Source organism: Streptomyces sp. NPDC045431 (genome assembly GCF_040646655.1).
In the GTDB taxonomy this organism is placed as follows: domain Bacteria; phylum Actinomycetota; class Actinomycetes; order Streptomycetales; family Streptomycetaceae; genus Streptomyces.
This window is the reverse complement of sequence record NZ_JBEZAQ010000001.1, coordinates 453,304-467,167: the sequence shown is the minus strand read 5'-3', so window position 1 is coordinate 467,167 and position 13,864 is coordinate 453,304. Positions and strand designations below refer to the sequence as shown.

11 protein-coding genes are annotated in these 13,864 nt (G+C 74.2%); 7 read left to right on the top strand and 4 right to left on the bottom strand.

What is annotated here, in order from left to right:
* Positions 1–143: 143 nt before the first annotated feature.
* On the top strand, positions 144–701 hold the full coding sequence (locus AB0A69_RS02095; RefSeq protein WP_361414332.1) for a winged helix-turn-helix domain-containing protein: 558 nt from the start codon (positions 144–146) through the stop codon (positions 699–701).
* On the opposite strand, the gene AB0A69_RS02090 is transcribed toward AB0A69_RS02095, so the two are convergent.
* Positions 698–2,179 carry a PepSY domain-containing protein gene (locus AB0A69_RS02090; protein WP_361414330.1) on the bottom strand — a complete coding sequence of 494 codons (1,482 nt, stop codon included), beginning with the start codon at positions 2,177–2,179 and terminating at the stop codon, positions 698–700. The two genes, AB0A69_RS02095 and AB0A69_RS02090, sit on opposite strands and share 4 nt — an antisense overlap.
* Before the next feature lie 57 nt (positions 2,180–2,236).
* Positions 2,237–2,797 (bottom strand): hypothetical protein, encoded by a 561-nt coding sequence (locus AB0A69_RS02085; RefSeq protein ID WP_361414328.1) that lies wholly within the window; start codon positions 2,795–2,797, stop codon positions 2,237–2,239.
* 220 nt (positions 2,798–3,017) lie between these two features.
* On the opposite strand from AB0A69_RS02085, the gene AB0A69_RS02080 reads away from it, so the two are divergent.
* Positions 3,018–4,019: an NAD-dependent epimerase/dehydratase family protein gene (locus tag AB0A69_RS02080; RefSeq protein WP_361414326.1), complete on the top strand. Its 1,002-nt coding sequence runs from the start codon at positions 3,018–3,020 to the stop codon at positions 4,017–4,019.
* Positions 4,020–4,153: 134 nt separating this feature from the next.
* Complete coding sequence (locus tag AB0A69_RS02075) at positions 4,154–5,644, top strand: DUF1996 domain-containing protein (RefSeq protein WP_361414324.1); 1,491 nt, start codon at positions 4,154–4,156, stop codon at positions 5,642–5,644.
* A gap of 59 nt (positions 5,645–5,703) precedes the next feature.
* Here AB0A69_RS02075 and AB0A69_RS02070 read toward each other — a convergent pair whose 3' ends face one another.
* Positions 5,704–6,168, bottom strand: coding sequence for a hypothetical protein (locus tag AB0A69_RS02070; RefSeq protein ID WP_361414322.1), 465 nt, complete (start codon positions 6,166–6,168; stop codon positions 5,704–5,706).
* A 101-nt stretch (positions 6,169–6,269) separates the two neighbouring features.
* Between AB0A69_RS02070 and AB0A69_RS02065 the strand changes: the two genes are divergently transcribed.
* The 4 genes from AB0A69_RS02065 to AB0A69_RS02050 all read left to right on the top strand — a co-directional run bounded on the left by AB0A69_RS02065 (position 6,270) and on the right by AB0A69_RS02050 (position 13,508).
* On the top strand, positions 6,270–9,359 hold the full coding sequence (locus tag AB0A69_RS02065) for an alpha-N-acetylglucosaminidase (protein ID WP_361414320.1): 3,090 nt from the start codon (positions 6,270–6,272) through the stop codon (positions 9,357–9,359).
* 51 nt (positions 9,360–9,410) lie between these two features.
* A complete protein-coding gene (locus AB0A69_RS02060) occupies positions 9,411–11,384 on the top strand; it encodes a hypothetical protein (RefSeq protein WP_361415161.1) in 1,974 nt (657 codons plus the stop codon).
* Positions 11,385–11,483: 99 nt separating this feature from the next.
* On the top strand, positions 11,484–12,443 hold the full coding sequence (locus AB0A69_RS02055; RefSeq protein ID WP_361414318.1) for a metal-dependent hydrolase: 960 nt from the start codon (positions 11,484–11,486) through the stop codon (positions 12,441–12,443).
* A gap of 3 nt (positions 12,444–12,446) precedes the next feature.
* Positions 12,447–13,508, top strand: a complete 1,062-nt coding sequence (locus AB0A69_RS02050; protein WP_361414317.1) for a PDR/VanB family oxidoreductase — start codon at positions 12,447–12,449, stop codon at positions 13,506–13,508.
* A gap of 6 nt (positions 13,509–13,514) precedes the next feature.
* Here AB0A69_RS02050 and AB0A69_RS02045 read toward each other — a convergent pair whose 3' ends face one another.
* A complete protein-coding gene (locus AB0A69_RS02045; protein WP_361414315.1) occupies positions 13,515–13,820 on the bottom strand; it encodes a hypothetical protein in 306 nt (101 codons plus the stop codon).
* Positions 13,821–13,864: the final 44 nt, after the last annotated feature.

Genomic DNA, 13,864 nt, shown 5'->3' with positions numbered 1-13,864 from the left:
ACCACGACTTCGACCGGGTGTGTTGCCGCGCGAGGAACGCGTCGGCCCCCTACCGCCTCTGAAGGCCCCTCAGGTCCCTCACGCCTTCGGCCGTCGCGCAACGACGTACTCCCGTCCCTCCGCGCGAAAGAGCTGACCTCATCATGGCGAACACCCGTACCGCCGTCCCCGTCACCGCCCTCCCCCCTGTCGCACCCCTCCCCCTGCCGTCCGGCCGGCACCGGCTGCGCGCCGTCGGCCGGGACGAGGTCGTCGACGTCTCCGAGCTGATCCCGCCGGGCGCCACCTGGCTGCCCGCACCGCCGCACGCCGTGCCCGTACTGCCGGGGCAGCCGCCGATGGTCGGCTACCTCGTCCTCGTACCGGCCGAGCAGGGGGAGGCCCTGCCCGGCCCGGCCGCCGTGGTTCAGGGGCCGGTCGGCGGCCCTGTGGTCATCGACACGGTCCGCCGCACCGCCCTGGTGGACGGGCGGCCGCTGGAGCTCACGTACCTGGAGTTCGAGCTGCTGGCGCACCTGGTGGCGAACCCGCACCGCGTGCACACGCGCGACCAGCTGGTGACCACCGTGTGGGGCTACGGCCACGTCGGGGACGGGCGCACCGTCGACGTGCACGTGGCGCGGCTGCGCCGCAAGCTGGGCGCCGAGCACCGCCGTACGATCCAGACCGTACGGCGGGTCGGCTACAAGTACGCGCCCTAGGAGGCGTCCTGCGCGGCGCCCTCCGAGGCGCTCTGTCCGGCGTCCTGCGCGGCGCTCTGTGCCGTGCGCTTGGGGAACAGCCCCAGCGCCGCGTCCAGCACCAGGAACGCCAGCAGGCTGATGCCGAGCATCGGTACGAACCAGCCCACCAGCGCCGTCCCGGCCGCCAGCGGCAGGAGCAGCGTGGCCGGCACCCTGCGCCAGGCGCCGCGCGGCACGGGGCGGCCGAAGCTCAGCGTCCGCTCCTTGGTGGGCCTGCGCAGCCACCACATCCGGTAACCCCACAGGATGAGGAGGATGAGGCCCACCATGAGGGCGGCCAGGGCGAGCTGGTTGGGCAGGCCCAGGTAGACGCCCATGTGGGCGTCGATGCCGATGCGGGTGAGCTGGGCGAGGAGCGGATAGTCGGCGAACCGCAGCTCGTCCAGGATCCGCCCGTCGGCCGGGTCGACGGCGACCGAGTCGAGGTGGGCGGGGAACTGCGTGTCGGTCTCCTTGACGACGTAGCCCTTGCCGTCGGCCGGGAGGGTCACCGCGATCTTCCCGGCGACGCCCGCGGCGGCGGCCGCCTCGACGGCCTTGTCGATGCCGACGTCCGGCCCCGCCGGTGCCTGCGGCTGCTGGTGGCCGGCGCCGTGGCCCTCGTGGCCGCCGCCGTCGGTCGTGGGCGCGGCGCCGCCGAGGGTGGCGGAGACGGTGGGCGTGGTGCCGCCGAGCCGGGCCTGGAGCGCGTCGACGTTCTCGCCGGCGTAGCGCGACCAGGTCAGGCCGGTGGCGGAGAGCAGGACGAGTCCGGTCACCGCCCACAGGCCGACCGCGCCGTGCCAGGAGAGGGTACGGCGACGGGACTTGGGGCCGCGCTCGGGCAGGAACAGGGACCGCTTGGCGGCGCGCCTGCGGCCGAGCCAGAGCAGCAGGCCGCCCAGGGCGACGACCCACATCCAGCTGGCGGCCAGCTCGCTGTAGTGGCGGCCGAACTCGCCGAGCTTCAGGTCCGCGTGGAACTGGGAGAGCCAGGCCCGCAGCGGGAGGGCGCCCGAGCTGCCGTAGCTCGGCAGGTCCCCGCGTACCTCGGCGGTGTAGGGGTCGACGAAGACGGCGAGGGACTTGCCCTCCTCGACCTCCGGGCTGCTCATCAGGACGCGCGTGGTGGCGCCCTCCTCCGGTGACGGCCACACGGCCGTCACCGTCCCTTCGGGATGGGCCGTACGGGCGGCGTCCACCTGTGCGGAGAGGGGCAGGACCCGCTCTCCGACGGGGGTGCGCAGCTCGTGGTCGTACACGACCTTCTCGATCTGGAAGGAGAGGGCGTACAGCAGCCCGCTCACGGCGGCGACGAGGAGGAAGGGGGATATGAGGAGGCCCGCGTAGAAGTGGACGCGCAGGAGGAGGGGGCGCAGGGCGCCCCACGTCGAACGGTCCCGTCTGGGGGTGGTTTGTTCTGGTACGGAGGTTGTGGTGCGGTCGTCAATGGCCATGACTGTCCTAGGAGTCGGCGTTGTCTGCGTTGTCCGCAGGGGGAAGCGGCCCCCAGGTCAGACGAGCGCGGCTCCGGGGACCGTGGCGCGGGGTACGGCGAGCGCGGGCGGCCCGCGCCGCGACAGGCTGTGCGCGAGGACGACGCCGTGGTGCCCCCGTACGGGACGGGGGCGGGCGCCGCGCGGCGGGCGCGGGGCCTCGGGCAGCCGTGCGAGGGCGAGGAGCAGCCGCAGCGGCGTGAAGGCGAGGGCGCCGACGGCGTGGGCGAGCCGGAAGAACGCGGCCTCGCCACGGGCGAGCCACAGGCCGCAGACGCCCGCGGCGAGCAGGTGCGCGGCGAGCATCCCGGCGGACGCGCCGCCGAGGCCGACGGCGTCCAGGAGGGTGCCGCGGCCCGCGTCACTCATCTCCATGCCGCCGTGGCCGTGGCCGTAGCCGTGGCCGTGGCCGTGCGGGCGGCCCGCGCCGAAGGTCACGTGCAGGGCGGCCTGGAGGCCGAGGAGGCCCGTCGCGATGAAGGTCGCCCCCCTGCGGCGGGCCGCGGCCAGCCAGGCCAGGGCGGTCGTCGCGCCGAAGGCGGCGAGCAGCGCGGGCAGGGGGATGTCGTGCGCAGACATGGACGAATGCCCCACCGCGGCCAAGGTCACGCACACCGCCGCGAAAAGTGCGGCACGCAGGGCGCGCAACGGCGACCGGGGCTCCGTCATGGTCCGCTCATGCTGCCACCCCCGCGCCGCGGGCGGGAGCCCCGGGGGGCCGGAGTGCCGTCTTCCGCGATGTTCCTCCCGCAGCGGAACCGCTGGTCAGTGCAGGGGCCCACGCGGCAGAGTCGCCGTCATGAGACTTCTGATACTCGGTGGTACGGAATTCGCGGGGCGCGCGGTGGCGGAGGCGGCCCTCGCCCGGGACTGGCAGGTGACGGTGTTCCACCGGGGCCGCCACGAGCCGCCCGCGGGGGTGAGCGCGCTGCTCGGCGACCGCACCGCGCCCGACGGGCTGGGCCTCGCCTCCCTCGCGGACGCCGGCCCGTGGGACGTGGTCGTCGACACGTGGACGGACGCGCCCGTCGCCGTACGGGACGCGGCGCGGCTCCTCGCCGGGCGGGCGGGCCGGTACGTGTACGTCTCCAGCCGCTCGGTGTACGCCTGGCCCCCGGCGCCGGGGCTCGCTGAGGACGGGCCCCTGGTGGAGGGGTCCCCGGACGCGGTGGACGTGCCGTACGCCGAAGCCAAGCGCGGCGGGGAGCTGGCCGCGCTCGGGGCGTTCGGCGAGGACCGGACGCTGCTGGTGCGGGTCGGCCTGATCCTCGGGCCCGGCGAGAACGTGGGCCGCCTGCCGTGGTGGCTGGGCCGCATCGCCCGGGGCGGTCCGGTCCTGGCCCCGGGCCCGCGCGACCTGCCGCTCCAGTACATCGACGTGCGCGACCTGGCGGAGTGGACCCTGGACGCCACGGAGAGGGGGCTCTCGGGCGCGTACAACCTGGTCTCCCCGTCCGGGCACACGACCATGAGCGGGCTGCTGGACGCCTGCGTACGGGCCACCGGTGCGGACGCCGAGCTGCGCTGGACCGAACCGGAGGCGATCGCCGGCGCGGGCGTCGAGCCCTGGACGCAGCTGCCGGTCTGGACGCCGCCGGGCGAGCTGCACGACGCGATGCACCGCGCCGATGTGTCGAAGGCGCTCGCGGCGGGGCTGCGGTGCCGGCCGGTGGCCGAGACGGTCGACGACACCTGGGCGTGGCTGTGCGCGCTCGGGGGCGCCGCGCCGCAGCGCCCCGACCGGGCGCAGGTGGGGCTGAGTCCGGAACAGGAGGCCGGGGTGCTGGGGCTGGAAAGGTGAAGAAGCCGGCACGGCTGGAGTAGTACGCACCCTTTGCGGATGTGGATTTCTACGAACCCGGGCAGGGGCTGAACGGGCCGCACGCGCCTTCCGTATGGAACGGAGCGGTTCTCCCCTCCCGGGATTGGAGTTCCATGGGACGCACACGAAAACGCTCGACACTGGCCAACCGGGCGATCGCCGCCTCGGCTGCCCTGATACTGGGCGGGGGTGGGCTGGTAGCGGCCAATTTCTACGCATCCGCGGGTGAGAGCTGGTCCAGCCCGCCACCCCAGCGGCAGAACACCCTCAACGCCGGGCAGCAGATCTCCACCATCGACTGCCCCGAAGTCGCCAACGGCCTTCCCCAGGTGCCCGACGAAGCACGGGGGGAGGTGGACCGGGAACTGGCGAACATGGACAGCCAGATCACCGAGGCGTACCAGCGGTTCGCCGAGGAGAAGCAACGGATCCAGCAGGATCCCCGGTTCGCCGACAACGCCATTCTCAATCCGCTCAAGGACAAGCGGCTGGCCGCCATCGAACGGATCACCGTCGCCATCGGCCGGAACGCGGACCGCCCCGAGGGGCTGCAGAGCATGGCGCCCTGCACGCTGCGCGCGGACGACGCCAGTACGTTCGGCGGCGGTGGCGGCCAGGACCAGAATCAGAACCAGGGACAAGACGGCCAGGACGGCCAGGACGACAACCAGAACCAAGGACAAGGCCAAGGCCAGGGACAGGGACAGGGACAGGCCGGCAACGGGCCCGTCGCCGGGGACTTCGTCGACATCCAGTCCGTCCAGCCCAACGTCCGCACCCCGCGCCAGCTGAGCGGAGCCTCTCGCGGCAGCTTCGTCACCGACTGCGGCCGCAACGAGAACGGCAAGTTCAACCCGGACAACGTCATCGTCGCGCCGGGCGTGAGCAATGGCGCCCACCATATGCACGACTACGTCGGCAACCAGGCCAACGACGCCTTCGCGAGCGACGCCGACCTGGCCCGGGGGCAGACCACCTGCCGTAACCAAGGCGACAAGTCGACCTACTTCTGGCCCGTGCTGCGCCTGCAGAACGGACAGAACGAGAACGACGCCAATGCCGACGGCGGCGGGAACGACCAGAACGTCGGCGAAATCCTGACGCCCTCCCAGGTCACGATGAATTTCGTCGGCAGCCCGGTCTCGAAGGTGTCCCCGATGCCGCGCTTCCTGCGCATCATCACCGGCGACGCCAAGGCCTTCACGAACGGTGACGCCAATGCGAACGCGTCCTGGAGCTGTACCGGATTCGAGAACCGCCAGCTCAAGGACAAGTACCCGATCTGCCCGCAGGGCAGCCAGGTGGTACGCACGTTCAAATTCCAGAGCTGCTGGGACGGCCGGAACACCGACAGTGCGAACCACCGCACGCATGTCGCCTTCGCCAACGCGAACGGGCAGTGCCCCCGGGGCTTCCGGGCGATTCCGCAGCTCGTGCAGCGCATCGTCTACGACGTGCCGCAAGGGACGGTCTTCGCCGTCGACTCGTTCCCCGAGCAGCTCCACAAGCCGATCACCGACCATGGAGATTTCATCAACGTCTTCAACAGCAGGCTGATGAACCAGATGGTGAACTGCATCAACGGCGGTCGCCGTTGCGCGTGATCACTTGACGGGTGATCACGCCGATCACCATCTGATCCGTCAACCCCTTCCCTGCGCGGTCAGCTCCCGTGGTGACCCGAGTGGGACCCTTCGTGCCCTCCGTGTGAGGCACCGGTCTCCACTTCGCCACCGAGCCGGCCGCGCAGTGCTGTGACCACCTTCTGGTCGCCCGACACGACCCACTTGCGGCCCACCAGGTAGGCGCCGCCGTAGTCGTTCGCCTCGTTGATCCACTCGCGCTGGCCCCGGTCGGTGGCGAACGTGGTCAGGACGTACTTGCCGTCCTTCGTCTCACACGTCGCCTGACGCAGCTCCTTCGCGTCCGTCGAGATGTCCGGCTCGCAGGCGGCCTTCTCCGCGAGCTGCTCCAGGGTGCCCGTCGCCGTGGGCGCCGTCGGCGGCGCCGCGTCGGTCCCGCTCTCCGCCTCGCAGGCCGCGAGGAGCGGAAGGGTCAGGGATATCAGGGCGGCCGCGGCCACCCGTGCCGTGCGCGTACGCGTACGCGTTCGTCGTTCCGTGCGCATCTGGCCATCGTGCCGGTTCGCACCCCTGTTCCGGGGGCGAACCCGGGGTAACGTGCGACCCTCACGCATCTGATGGCACGTCAGCACCATGGAGGAGCGCCGTGGCCGGAGTGTCGAGACGTACGTTGCTGGGGACCGCCGGAGCGATCGGCGCGGGCGCCGCCCTCGCCGGGAACGGGCAGCACGCCATGGCGTACGGGGCGGGAGACGGGACGCGGGACGACAGCCGTACGGCGCCGGCCCGCGCCGCCCTCGCGCGGCTCCTGCCGGACCACGCGGACCAGTTCCGCCTCCGCCACCTCACCGGCGGCCCGGAGCGCTTCCGCGTCACCGGGTCACCGGGTCCCGGCGCGGCCCGCGTCGAGGTCGCGGGCACCAGCCCCGCCACCCTCCTCACCGGCGTCCACTGGTACCTGAAGTACGTGTGCGGCGCCCACCTCTCCTGGTCCGGCTCCCAGCTGCGCCTCCCCCGTACGCTCCCGCCCCCGCGCGAGCCGCTCGCGCACGAGGCGACCGTCCCGCACCGGTTCGTCTTCAACGACACGCACGACGGCTACACCGCGCCGTACGCCGACTGGGCGCGCTGGGAGCGGCTCATCGACGTCCTCGCCCTGCACGGCTTCAACGAGGTCCTCGTCACCGTCGGCCAGGAGGCCGTCTACCACCGGCTGCTCATGGACTTCGGGTACACGGACGCCGAGGCGCGCGCCTGGCTTCCCGCGCCCTCGCACCAGCCCTGGTGGCTGCTGCAGAACATGAGCGCGTACGGCGGCCCGCTCGATCCCGGCCTGATCGCCCGCCGCGCCGCGCTGGGCCGCCGCATCGCGGACCGGCTGCGCGCGCTCGGCATGGCCCCCGTCCTGCCGGGGTACTTCGGCACCGTCCCCGACGGCTTCACCGCCCGCAACCCCGGCGCCCGCACCGTCCCGCAGGGCGTCTGGGCGGGCCTGAGGCGCCCGGACTGGCTGGACCCGCGCACGCCCGCGTTCCGGCGCGTGGCGGCGGCGTTCTACCGCCACCAGGCCGAGCTCTTCGGCGACGTACGGCACTTCAAGATGGACCTGCTGCACGAGGGCGGCTCGGCGGGCGACGTGCCCGTACCGGACGCCGCCCGGGCCGTCGAGGCCGCTCTCCAAGAGGCCCGGCCCGGCGCGCTCTGGATGATCCTCGGCTGGCAGGCCAACCCGCGCCGCGAGCTGCTCGACGCGCTCGACAGGACCAAGGTCCTGGTCCTGGACGGGCTCTCCGACCTGGAGGCGGTCACCGACCGCGAGCACGACTGGGGCGGGGCCCCGTACGCCTTCGGCACCATCCCCAACTTCGGCGGCCGCACCACCCTCGGCGCCAAGGCCCATGTGTGGGCCGACCGCTTCACCGCCTGGCGCGACAAGCCGGGCTCCGCCCTGGCGGGGACGGCGTACATGCCGGAGGCCGCCGAGCGCGACCCGGCCGCCCTGGAGCTCTTCTCCGAGCTCGCCTGGCGGCGGGAGCCCGTCGACCGGGCCCGCTGGTTCGAGGCGTACGCGGACCTGCGCTACGGCGGCCGGGACGCGCACGCCCGCGAGGCGTTCGCGGTCCTGCGGGACACCGCGTACCGGATCACCAGCCGCGACGGCCGGCCCCACGACTCCGTCTTCGCCGCCCGCCCCTCCCTGGACGCCCGCTCGGGCGCCCACTACGCCACCCACTCCCCCGCCTTCGACCCCGCCGGCTTCGACCGGGCCTTCGCCGCGCTGCTCGCCGTACGGGAGCCGCTGCGCCGTTCGGACGCGTACCGCCACGACCTCACCGACCTGGGACGGCAGGTCCTCGCCAACCGCTCCTGGCACCTGATCGGACAGCTGAAAGCGGCGTTCACGCGCGAAGACCCGGACACCTTCCGCGCCCTGTCCCGGCTGTGGCTGCGGCTGATGCGGCTCAGCGACGAGATGACCGGCTCCCACCACGCGTTCCTGCTGGGGCCGTGGCTCGCCGACGCGCGCCGCGAAGGGCTGGAGCGCACCGCGCGCGTGCTCGTCACCACCTGGGCCGACCGCCCCACCGCCGACGGCGGGCGCCTCGCCAACTACGCCAACCGCGACTGGTCCGGCCTCATCGCCGACGTCCACCTCCCCCAGTGGCAGACGTACCTGGACGACCTGGAGGACGCCCTCACCCAGGGCCGCGCCCCGAAGACCTTCGACTGGTACGCGGTCGAGGAGGCGTGGACCCACGGGGCCAAGACCTATCCCGTGCGGCCCCGCAACGATCCGTACGCGACGGCGCGCAGGGTCCATGACGTCCTCGCCCGCGCGCCCTACCAGGGCGCGGTCACCGTCTCCGGTGAGCCCGCCGCGCTGCGCCCGGGCGGCACCGCGCTGCTCACGGCCGCCTTCCGGAACGTCAACGGCCTGCGCGCCACCGGCCGCGTCGGCTTCGCGCTCACGGGCTTCGGCGACCAGCCGCCCCTGGAGCTGCCGCCCGTCCCGCCCGCCGGCACCGGACACGTCTCCTGGGAGGTCACCGCCCCCGCCCGCCCCCTCTCCACCCCCGTCGAGCCGCTCCCCTACGAGCTGCGCACGACGTACGGCCCCGAGGGCGAGGAGCCGGTCACCGCCGTCCAGCGGGGCGACCTGTACGTCGCCGGGCCCCTCCCGGACGCGGCGTGGCGTACGTACGCCACCAACGGCGCGGTCTTCGGGCAGCTCGGCGACCGGTACGCGATCAACGGCGGCGGCGCGGACCTGTGGAGGTCCACCGCCGAGTTCGGCGCCCTCTACAGGGAGGGTGTCCTGGCGGAGGGAGGCGCGCTCACCGTCCGCGTGGACGCGCAGGACGCGACCGGCCCCTGGGCGCGGGCCGGGATCGCCGTCCGCGACTCCCTGACCGCGCCGCGCTCCACCGGCTTCCTCAACCTGGCGGTCACCCCCGGGAACGGCGTGGCGCTGACGTACGACTCGGACGGCGACGGCGCCGTGGACACCTACCGGCGGATCACCGGCGTCACGGCCCCGGTGCTGCTGCGCCTGTCCCGCGCGGGCGGCGCGTACACCGGCGCCTGCTCCACGGACGGCGGCGCGACGTGGCGTACGGTCGCCACGGTGCGCGTGCCGGGCGCGGCGGCCGTGCAGGACGCGGGCCTGTTCATGACCGCCGGGAACGGCGGCGGGGCGCGCGGCACGGTGGAGTTCAGCGGACTGACGGGCTGGTGACCGCGTCCGGGGGACACGGGCGCCAGGTGACCATCCCCGGATTCGCTCGTTCTGCTGAACGTGAGCACCCAGGAACTGGCTACCCCCGCCCCCGTCGACGTCGAACAGGCCGAGGCGGCGCTCGTCGAGCACTACCCCCGGCTCGTCCGCATCGCCTATCTGGTGCTGCCGCCCTCCCTCGGCCGCAACCGCCGCGTCCTGACCGCCCACGCGCTCGTGCAGCGCGCGCTGCCCCGGCGCCGCTCCCCCGGCGGCCGGGGCGCGATGCCCGGGCAGCGGCGGACGGCCGACGACGCGGTCGACCCGGGGTACGCGTACGTACGCGGCCAGGTGCTGCGCCAGGCGCTGGAGGCGGGTCTGCCGCTGAGGCGCCGGGCGTGGCCCAAGCGGGCGCAGTTGCCGCCGCTGCTGCCCCAGGTGTGGGGCCTGCGGCTGTTCCCGCGCTCCGGTGGCGCCGACGAACTGGCCTTGGACCAGCGGCTCTCGGCGCTGTCCGGGCCGGGCCGGGCGGCGTACGTGCTGCGCGGGGTGGAGCGGCAGGGCGACGCGGAGGCGTGCCGGGTGCTGAAGGCCGCCGGCGTCGAGGACCCGGAGGCGGCGCTCGCCGAGGCGGACACCGTCGAGGCGCCGGGGGAAATCAGCGCGGCCGCCCTGTTGGAGTCGCCCGAGTTCGACCCGTGCTCGCTCCAGGCCCGGCCGACGGACCTGATGCGGCGGCGCCAGCACGCCAAGGCGGCGCTGGCGGCCCTGGCGGCCGCGGTGGTGTGCGGGGCGCTCCTGGGGCTGCCGGGCGAGGGCTGGGGGCCCGACGGCGCGGCGGCTCCGGCGTACGCCCGCAACCCGGTCTCCGAGGCGGCGCTGGACCCGGCCCACCTGCGCCGGGTGGCCCCGGCCATGTGGCAGCGCTCCGCCCGTACGGACTTCTCGGTGTGGCCCGCGCGCGGCGGGCTGGTGAACGACACCGCCCTGCTGCGGCGGGCCCTCGCCGTGTGGGCGCGGCCCGGGCACACGGTGCAGGTGTCCGCGGCGCCGGGGACGCCGCCGGGGCCGCCGATGGGCCCGGCGCAGCTGCTGTTCGCCGGGGAGGTGGACCAGGCGCGGGTGGTGCTGTTCCACGACGGGCTGCGGGTGGTGCGGTACGCGGAGCCGACGGACGGTACGGCCGGGGCGGCGCTGGACTTCGTCCGTACGGACGGCGCCGACACGGCCTCGGCGGGCGCCCTGGTGGTGGGCCGCACGAAGGCCAACGTCCGCTACCTGACGGCGCCCTGGGTGCGGGATGTGGCGGTACGGGACCTGCTCAAGCCGGCCGAGGCGGCGCGTCCGCTGGAGCGGGACGCGGACGGGGTGACGAAGCCGATGCTCAGCCCGGTCGCGCCGAGCCAGTGCCGCACGTGGGACGCCCTGGAGGTGCGCGACGGCGTGACCACGCGCGTACTGACCGACCTCGGCGAGCTCACCCCCGCCCGGCTCACCTCGGGGCCGCCGTCGGCTCCGGTGGACGTGACGGACGACGCGGCGCGCGCGGAGTGGGCGCGTACGGCCTGCCTCCTGCCGATGGTGCGCTCGCACGGCGTGCGGACGGTGAACTCCTGGCGGTTCGCGCAGCAGGAGCTGCCCGCCGAGGGCGGCACCGCGCGGTGGCTGTGCACGCGCGCGGAGACCTGGCGGGGTACGGGCGGCAAGGTGCTGGCCCAGTTCCAGGCGCCCGAGGCCACCGGATCGTCCGAGCCGCACGCGGGCGCGGTCACGGCCGGCGCGGTCGTCGCGAAGGCCGACGACTCACCGGCGTGCGGGGCGCGCGATCCGCACGTCCTGGCGGGCGCGCTGTGGAAGTCGCCCGCCGGCCAGTGGTACATGGTCGCGGCCGGGAGCCCCGAGGTGGCGTCGATCGCCGTCTCCGGCGCGGTGACGGGAGCGGCGGACGAGCGGCTGCTCGCCGTGGCGGTGAAGGGGAAGCCGGCCGAGCGGGTCGAGCTCGGCGCGCGGCTCCAGGACGGCACGAGGATCAACAGCCTGCACTGAACCGTCCTCGCGCGTGCCCGCGGCTCCCTCGAACGGTCCTCCGAACAATCGCGTGCACGACCCTGTTGCCGACGGCGTACCCATCAGTACATTGACGCCATGTCTAATACGCAGGCGGTGGTTGGGGGTGCCTCCCCGGCCGAAGGCCGAGGGGGATCGTCGGAGCGGATCGAGCTGAAGGCCCGGAAGGTCTCCTTCGACTGGGAGGAGACCCCGCTCCACTGGGTTCCCGGCGACCCGTTCACCAGCCACACCATCAATGTGCTGCACCTGCTGCTCCCGGCCGGGGAGCGCTGGTTCATCCACGTCTACCGGCAGGTCCTGCCGTACATCCGGGACGACCGGCTGCGCGCGGACGTCATCGGGTTCATCGGCCAGGAGGCGGTGCACTCGCAGGCGCACGACGACGTGCTGCCGCACCTGAAGAAGCTGGGGCTCGACCCGACCCCGTACACCGCGCAGGTCGACTGGCTCTTCGAGAAGCTCCTCGGGGACCGGACGCTGCCGCCCGGCAAGGCCCGGCAGTGGTGGCTCATGGAGCGGGTGGCGCTGATCGCCGCGATCGAGCACTACACCGCCTTCCTCGGCGACTGGGTGCTGGGCGCCGAGGAGCTGGACCGGCGCGGCGCGGACCCGGTGATGCTGGACCTGCTGCGCTGGCACGGCGCGGAGGAGGTCGAGCACCGCGCGGTCGCCTTCGAGCTGTTCCTGCACGTCGACGGCGGCTACCGGCGGCGCGTACGCACGTGGGCGACGGCGTTCTCGGCGCTGGTCTTCCTGTGGCAGCGCGGAGTGCGGTTCTTCATGGAGAACGACCCCTCCCTCCTCGACGGCAAGGCGACGCTGGGTGACTTCGTCCGGCGCGGGCGGCAGGGCGTCCTGCCGTCGACCCCGGACATGCTGCGCTCCATACCCCGCTACCTGAGCCGGGCCTACCACCCCTCCCAGGAGGGCAGTACGGCCCAGGCGGTCGCCTACCTCGCCTCCTCCCCGGGCGCCAACGCATCCAACGCCGCCGGCGCCGCCCATGCCGCCCCCGCCGCCCCCGGAGGTCACTGAGCCATGCCACCCCGTCTGCGTACCGTCGTCCTCGCCACCGGCGCGGCGCTGCTGGTGAGGCGGGCCGTGCGCCGCCGCATCCAGGCGGCTCCGCTGTGGCCGCTGCCCGCCCTGGAGGAGCCCGTCTCGGGGCGGGGACGCCGGGCGTCCACCGTGCGGCGCCGCGTGCTGGTCACCGGCCGGAGCACGCCCGCCGAAGGGGTGGTCCAGCTGCGGCTGGAGGGCACCGGGCTGCCGCCGTGGGAGCCGGGCGCGCACCTGGACCTGGTGCTGCCGTCGGGGCTGGTGCGGCAGTACTCGCTGTGCGGCGACCCGGCCGACCCGGACACGTACACCGTCGCGACCCGGCTCATCGAGGACGGGCGGGGCGGCTCCCGGGAGGTGCACGAGCAGTTGCACGAGGGCACGGAGGTCGAGATCCGGGGGCCGCGCAACCGCTTCCCGCTGGTCCCCGCGGAGTCGTACGTCTTCGTCGCCGGCGGCATCGGCGTCACGCCCGTGCTGCCGATGGTGCGCGCGGCGCGGGCGGCGGGCGCGGACTGGCGGCTGCTGTACTGCGGGCGTTCGCGCGCGACGATGCCGTTCCTGGAGGAGCTGGAGCGGCTGGGGGACGTCACGGTGGTGGCCGAGGACGAGGCCGGGCTGCCGGACCTGGGCTCCTTCCTGGCGGACGTGCCCCGGGAGGCGCAGGTCTACTGCTGCGGCCCCGACGGCCTGATGGACGCGGTCGCCGCCGTCCTCCCGCAGGGCGTCACCCTCCATCTGGAGCGGTTCGCGCCGGGCGGCGCCTCCGCCGCGGGCGGTGGGGCCTTCGAGGTCGAACTGCGCCGCTCCGGCCGTACGGTGGCGGTGGCGGCGGACCAGTCGGTGCTCGCCGCCGTGCGCGCGGAGGTGCCGCACGTGTCGTACTCGTGCGAGCAGGGGTTCTGCGGGACCTGCCAGCAGCGGGTGCTGGAGGGCGAGGTCGACCACCGCGACGAGCTGCTGACGGACGACGAGCGGCACGACTCGATGCTGATCTGCGTCTCGCGCTGCCGCGGCGAACGGCTGGTGCTGGACCTCTGAGTCCGGTCAGGGCAGCAGGAGCCAGTCGGCGGCCAGCGCCGCCAGCAGGCCGGTGCCGAGCAGCCAGGTGCCGAGCCGGGTGCGGCCGTTGCGGCTGAGCTCGATCACGACGCCGCAGAGGATCATGGCCAGTCCGTACACGCCGACCACCAGCACGGAGGTGCGGCTGGCCAGCCGCAGCACCAGCACGACCGCCATGGCCACCAGGAGGACGGAGGCGGCGGCGATCCGCAGGCGCCGCGCCTGGCGCGGGCTGAGTCCGGGCCGTGGGGCGTGGGGGGCGGGCGCGGTTTCCTCGTCGGAGAGGCTCATGCCCGGCAGCGTAACGGAAGGTGTAGCGGGCACTGTTCGAAGGG

Bases quoted from the DNA above. Each gene is read 5' to 3' on its own strand.
- AB0A69_RS02055 (WP_361414318.1), top strand. From the start codon at position 11,484: ATGTCTAATACGCAGGCGGTGGTTGGGGGTGCCTCCCCGGCCGAAGGC.
- AB0A69_RS02090 (WP_361414330.1), bottom strand. From the start codon at position 2,179: ATGGCCATTGACGACCGCACCACAACCTCCGTACCAGAACAAACCACC.
- AB0A69_RS02070 (WP_361414322.1), bottom strand. From the start codon at position 6,168: ATGCGCACGGAACGACGAACGCGTACGCGTACGCGCACGGCACGGGTG.
- AB0A69_RS02095 (WP_361414332.1), top strand. From the start codon at position 144: ATGGCGAACACCCGTACCGCCGTCCCCGTCACCGCCCTCCCCCCTGTC.
- AB0A69_RS02075 (WP_361414324.1), top strand. From the start codon at position 4,154: ATGGGACGCACACGAAAACGCTCGACACTGGCCAACCGGGCGATCGCC.
- AB0A69_RS02080 (WP_361414326.1), top strand. From the start codon at position 3,018: ATGAGACTTCTGATACTCGGTGGTACGGAATTCGCGGGGCGCGCGGTG.
- AB0A69_RS02045 (WP_361414315.1), bottom strand. From the start codon at position 13,820: ATGAGCCTCTCCGACGAGGAAACCGCGCCCGCCCCCCACGCCCCACGG.
- AB0A69_RS02085 (WP_361414328.1), bottom strand. From the start codon at position 2,797: ATGTCTGCGCACGACATCCCCCTGCCCGCGCTGCTCGCCGCCTTCGGC.
- AB0A69_RS02050 (WP_361414317.1), top strand. From the start codon at position 12,447: ATGCCACCCCGTCTGCGTACCGTCGTCCTCGCCACCGGCGCGGCGCTG.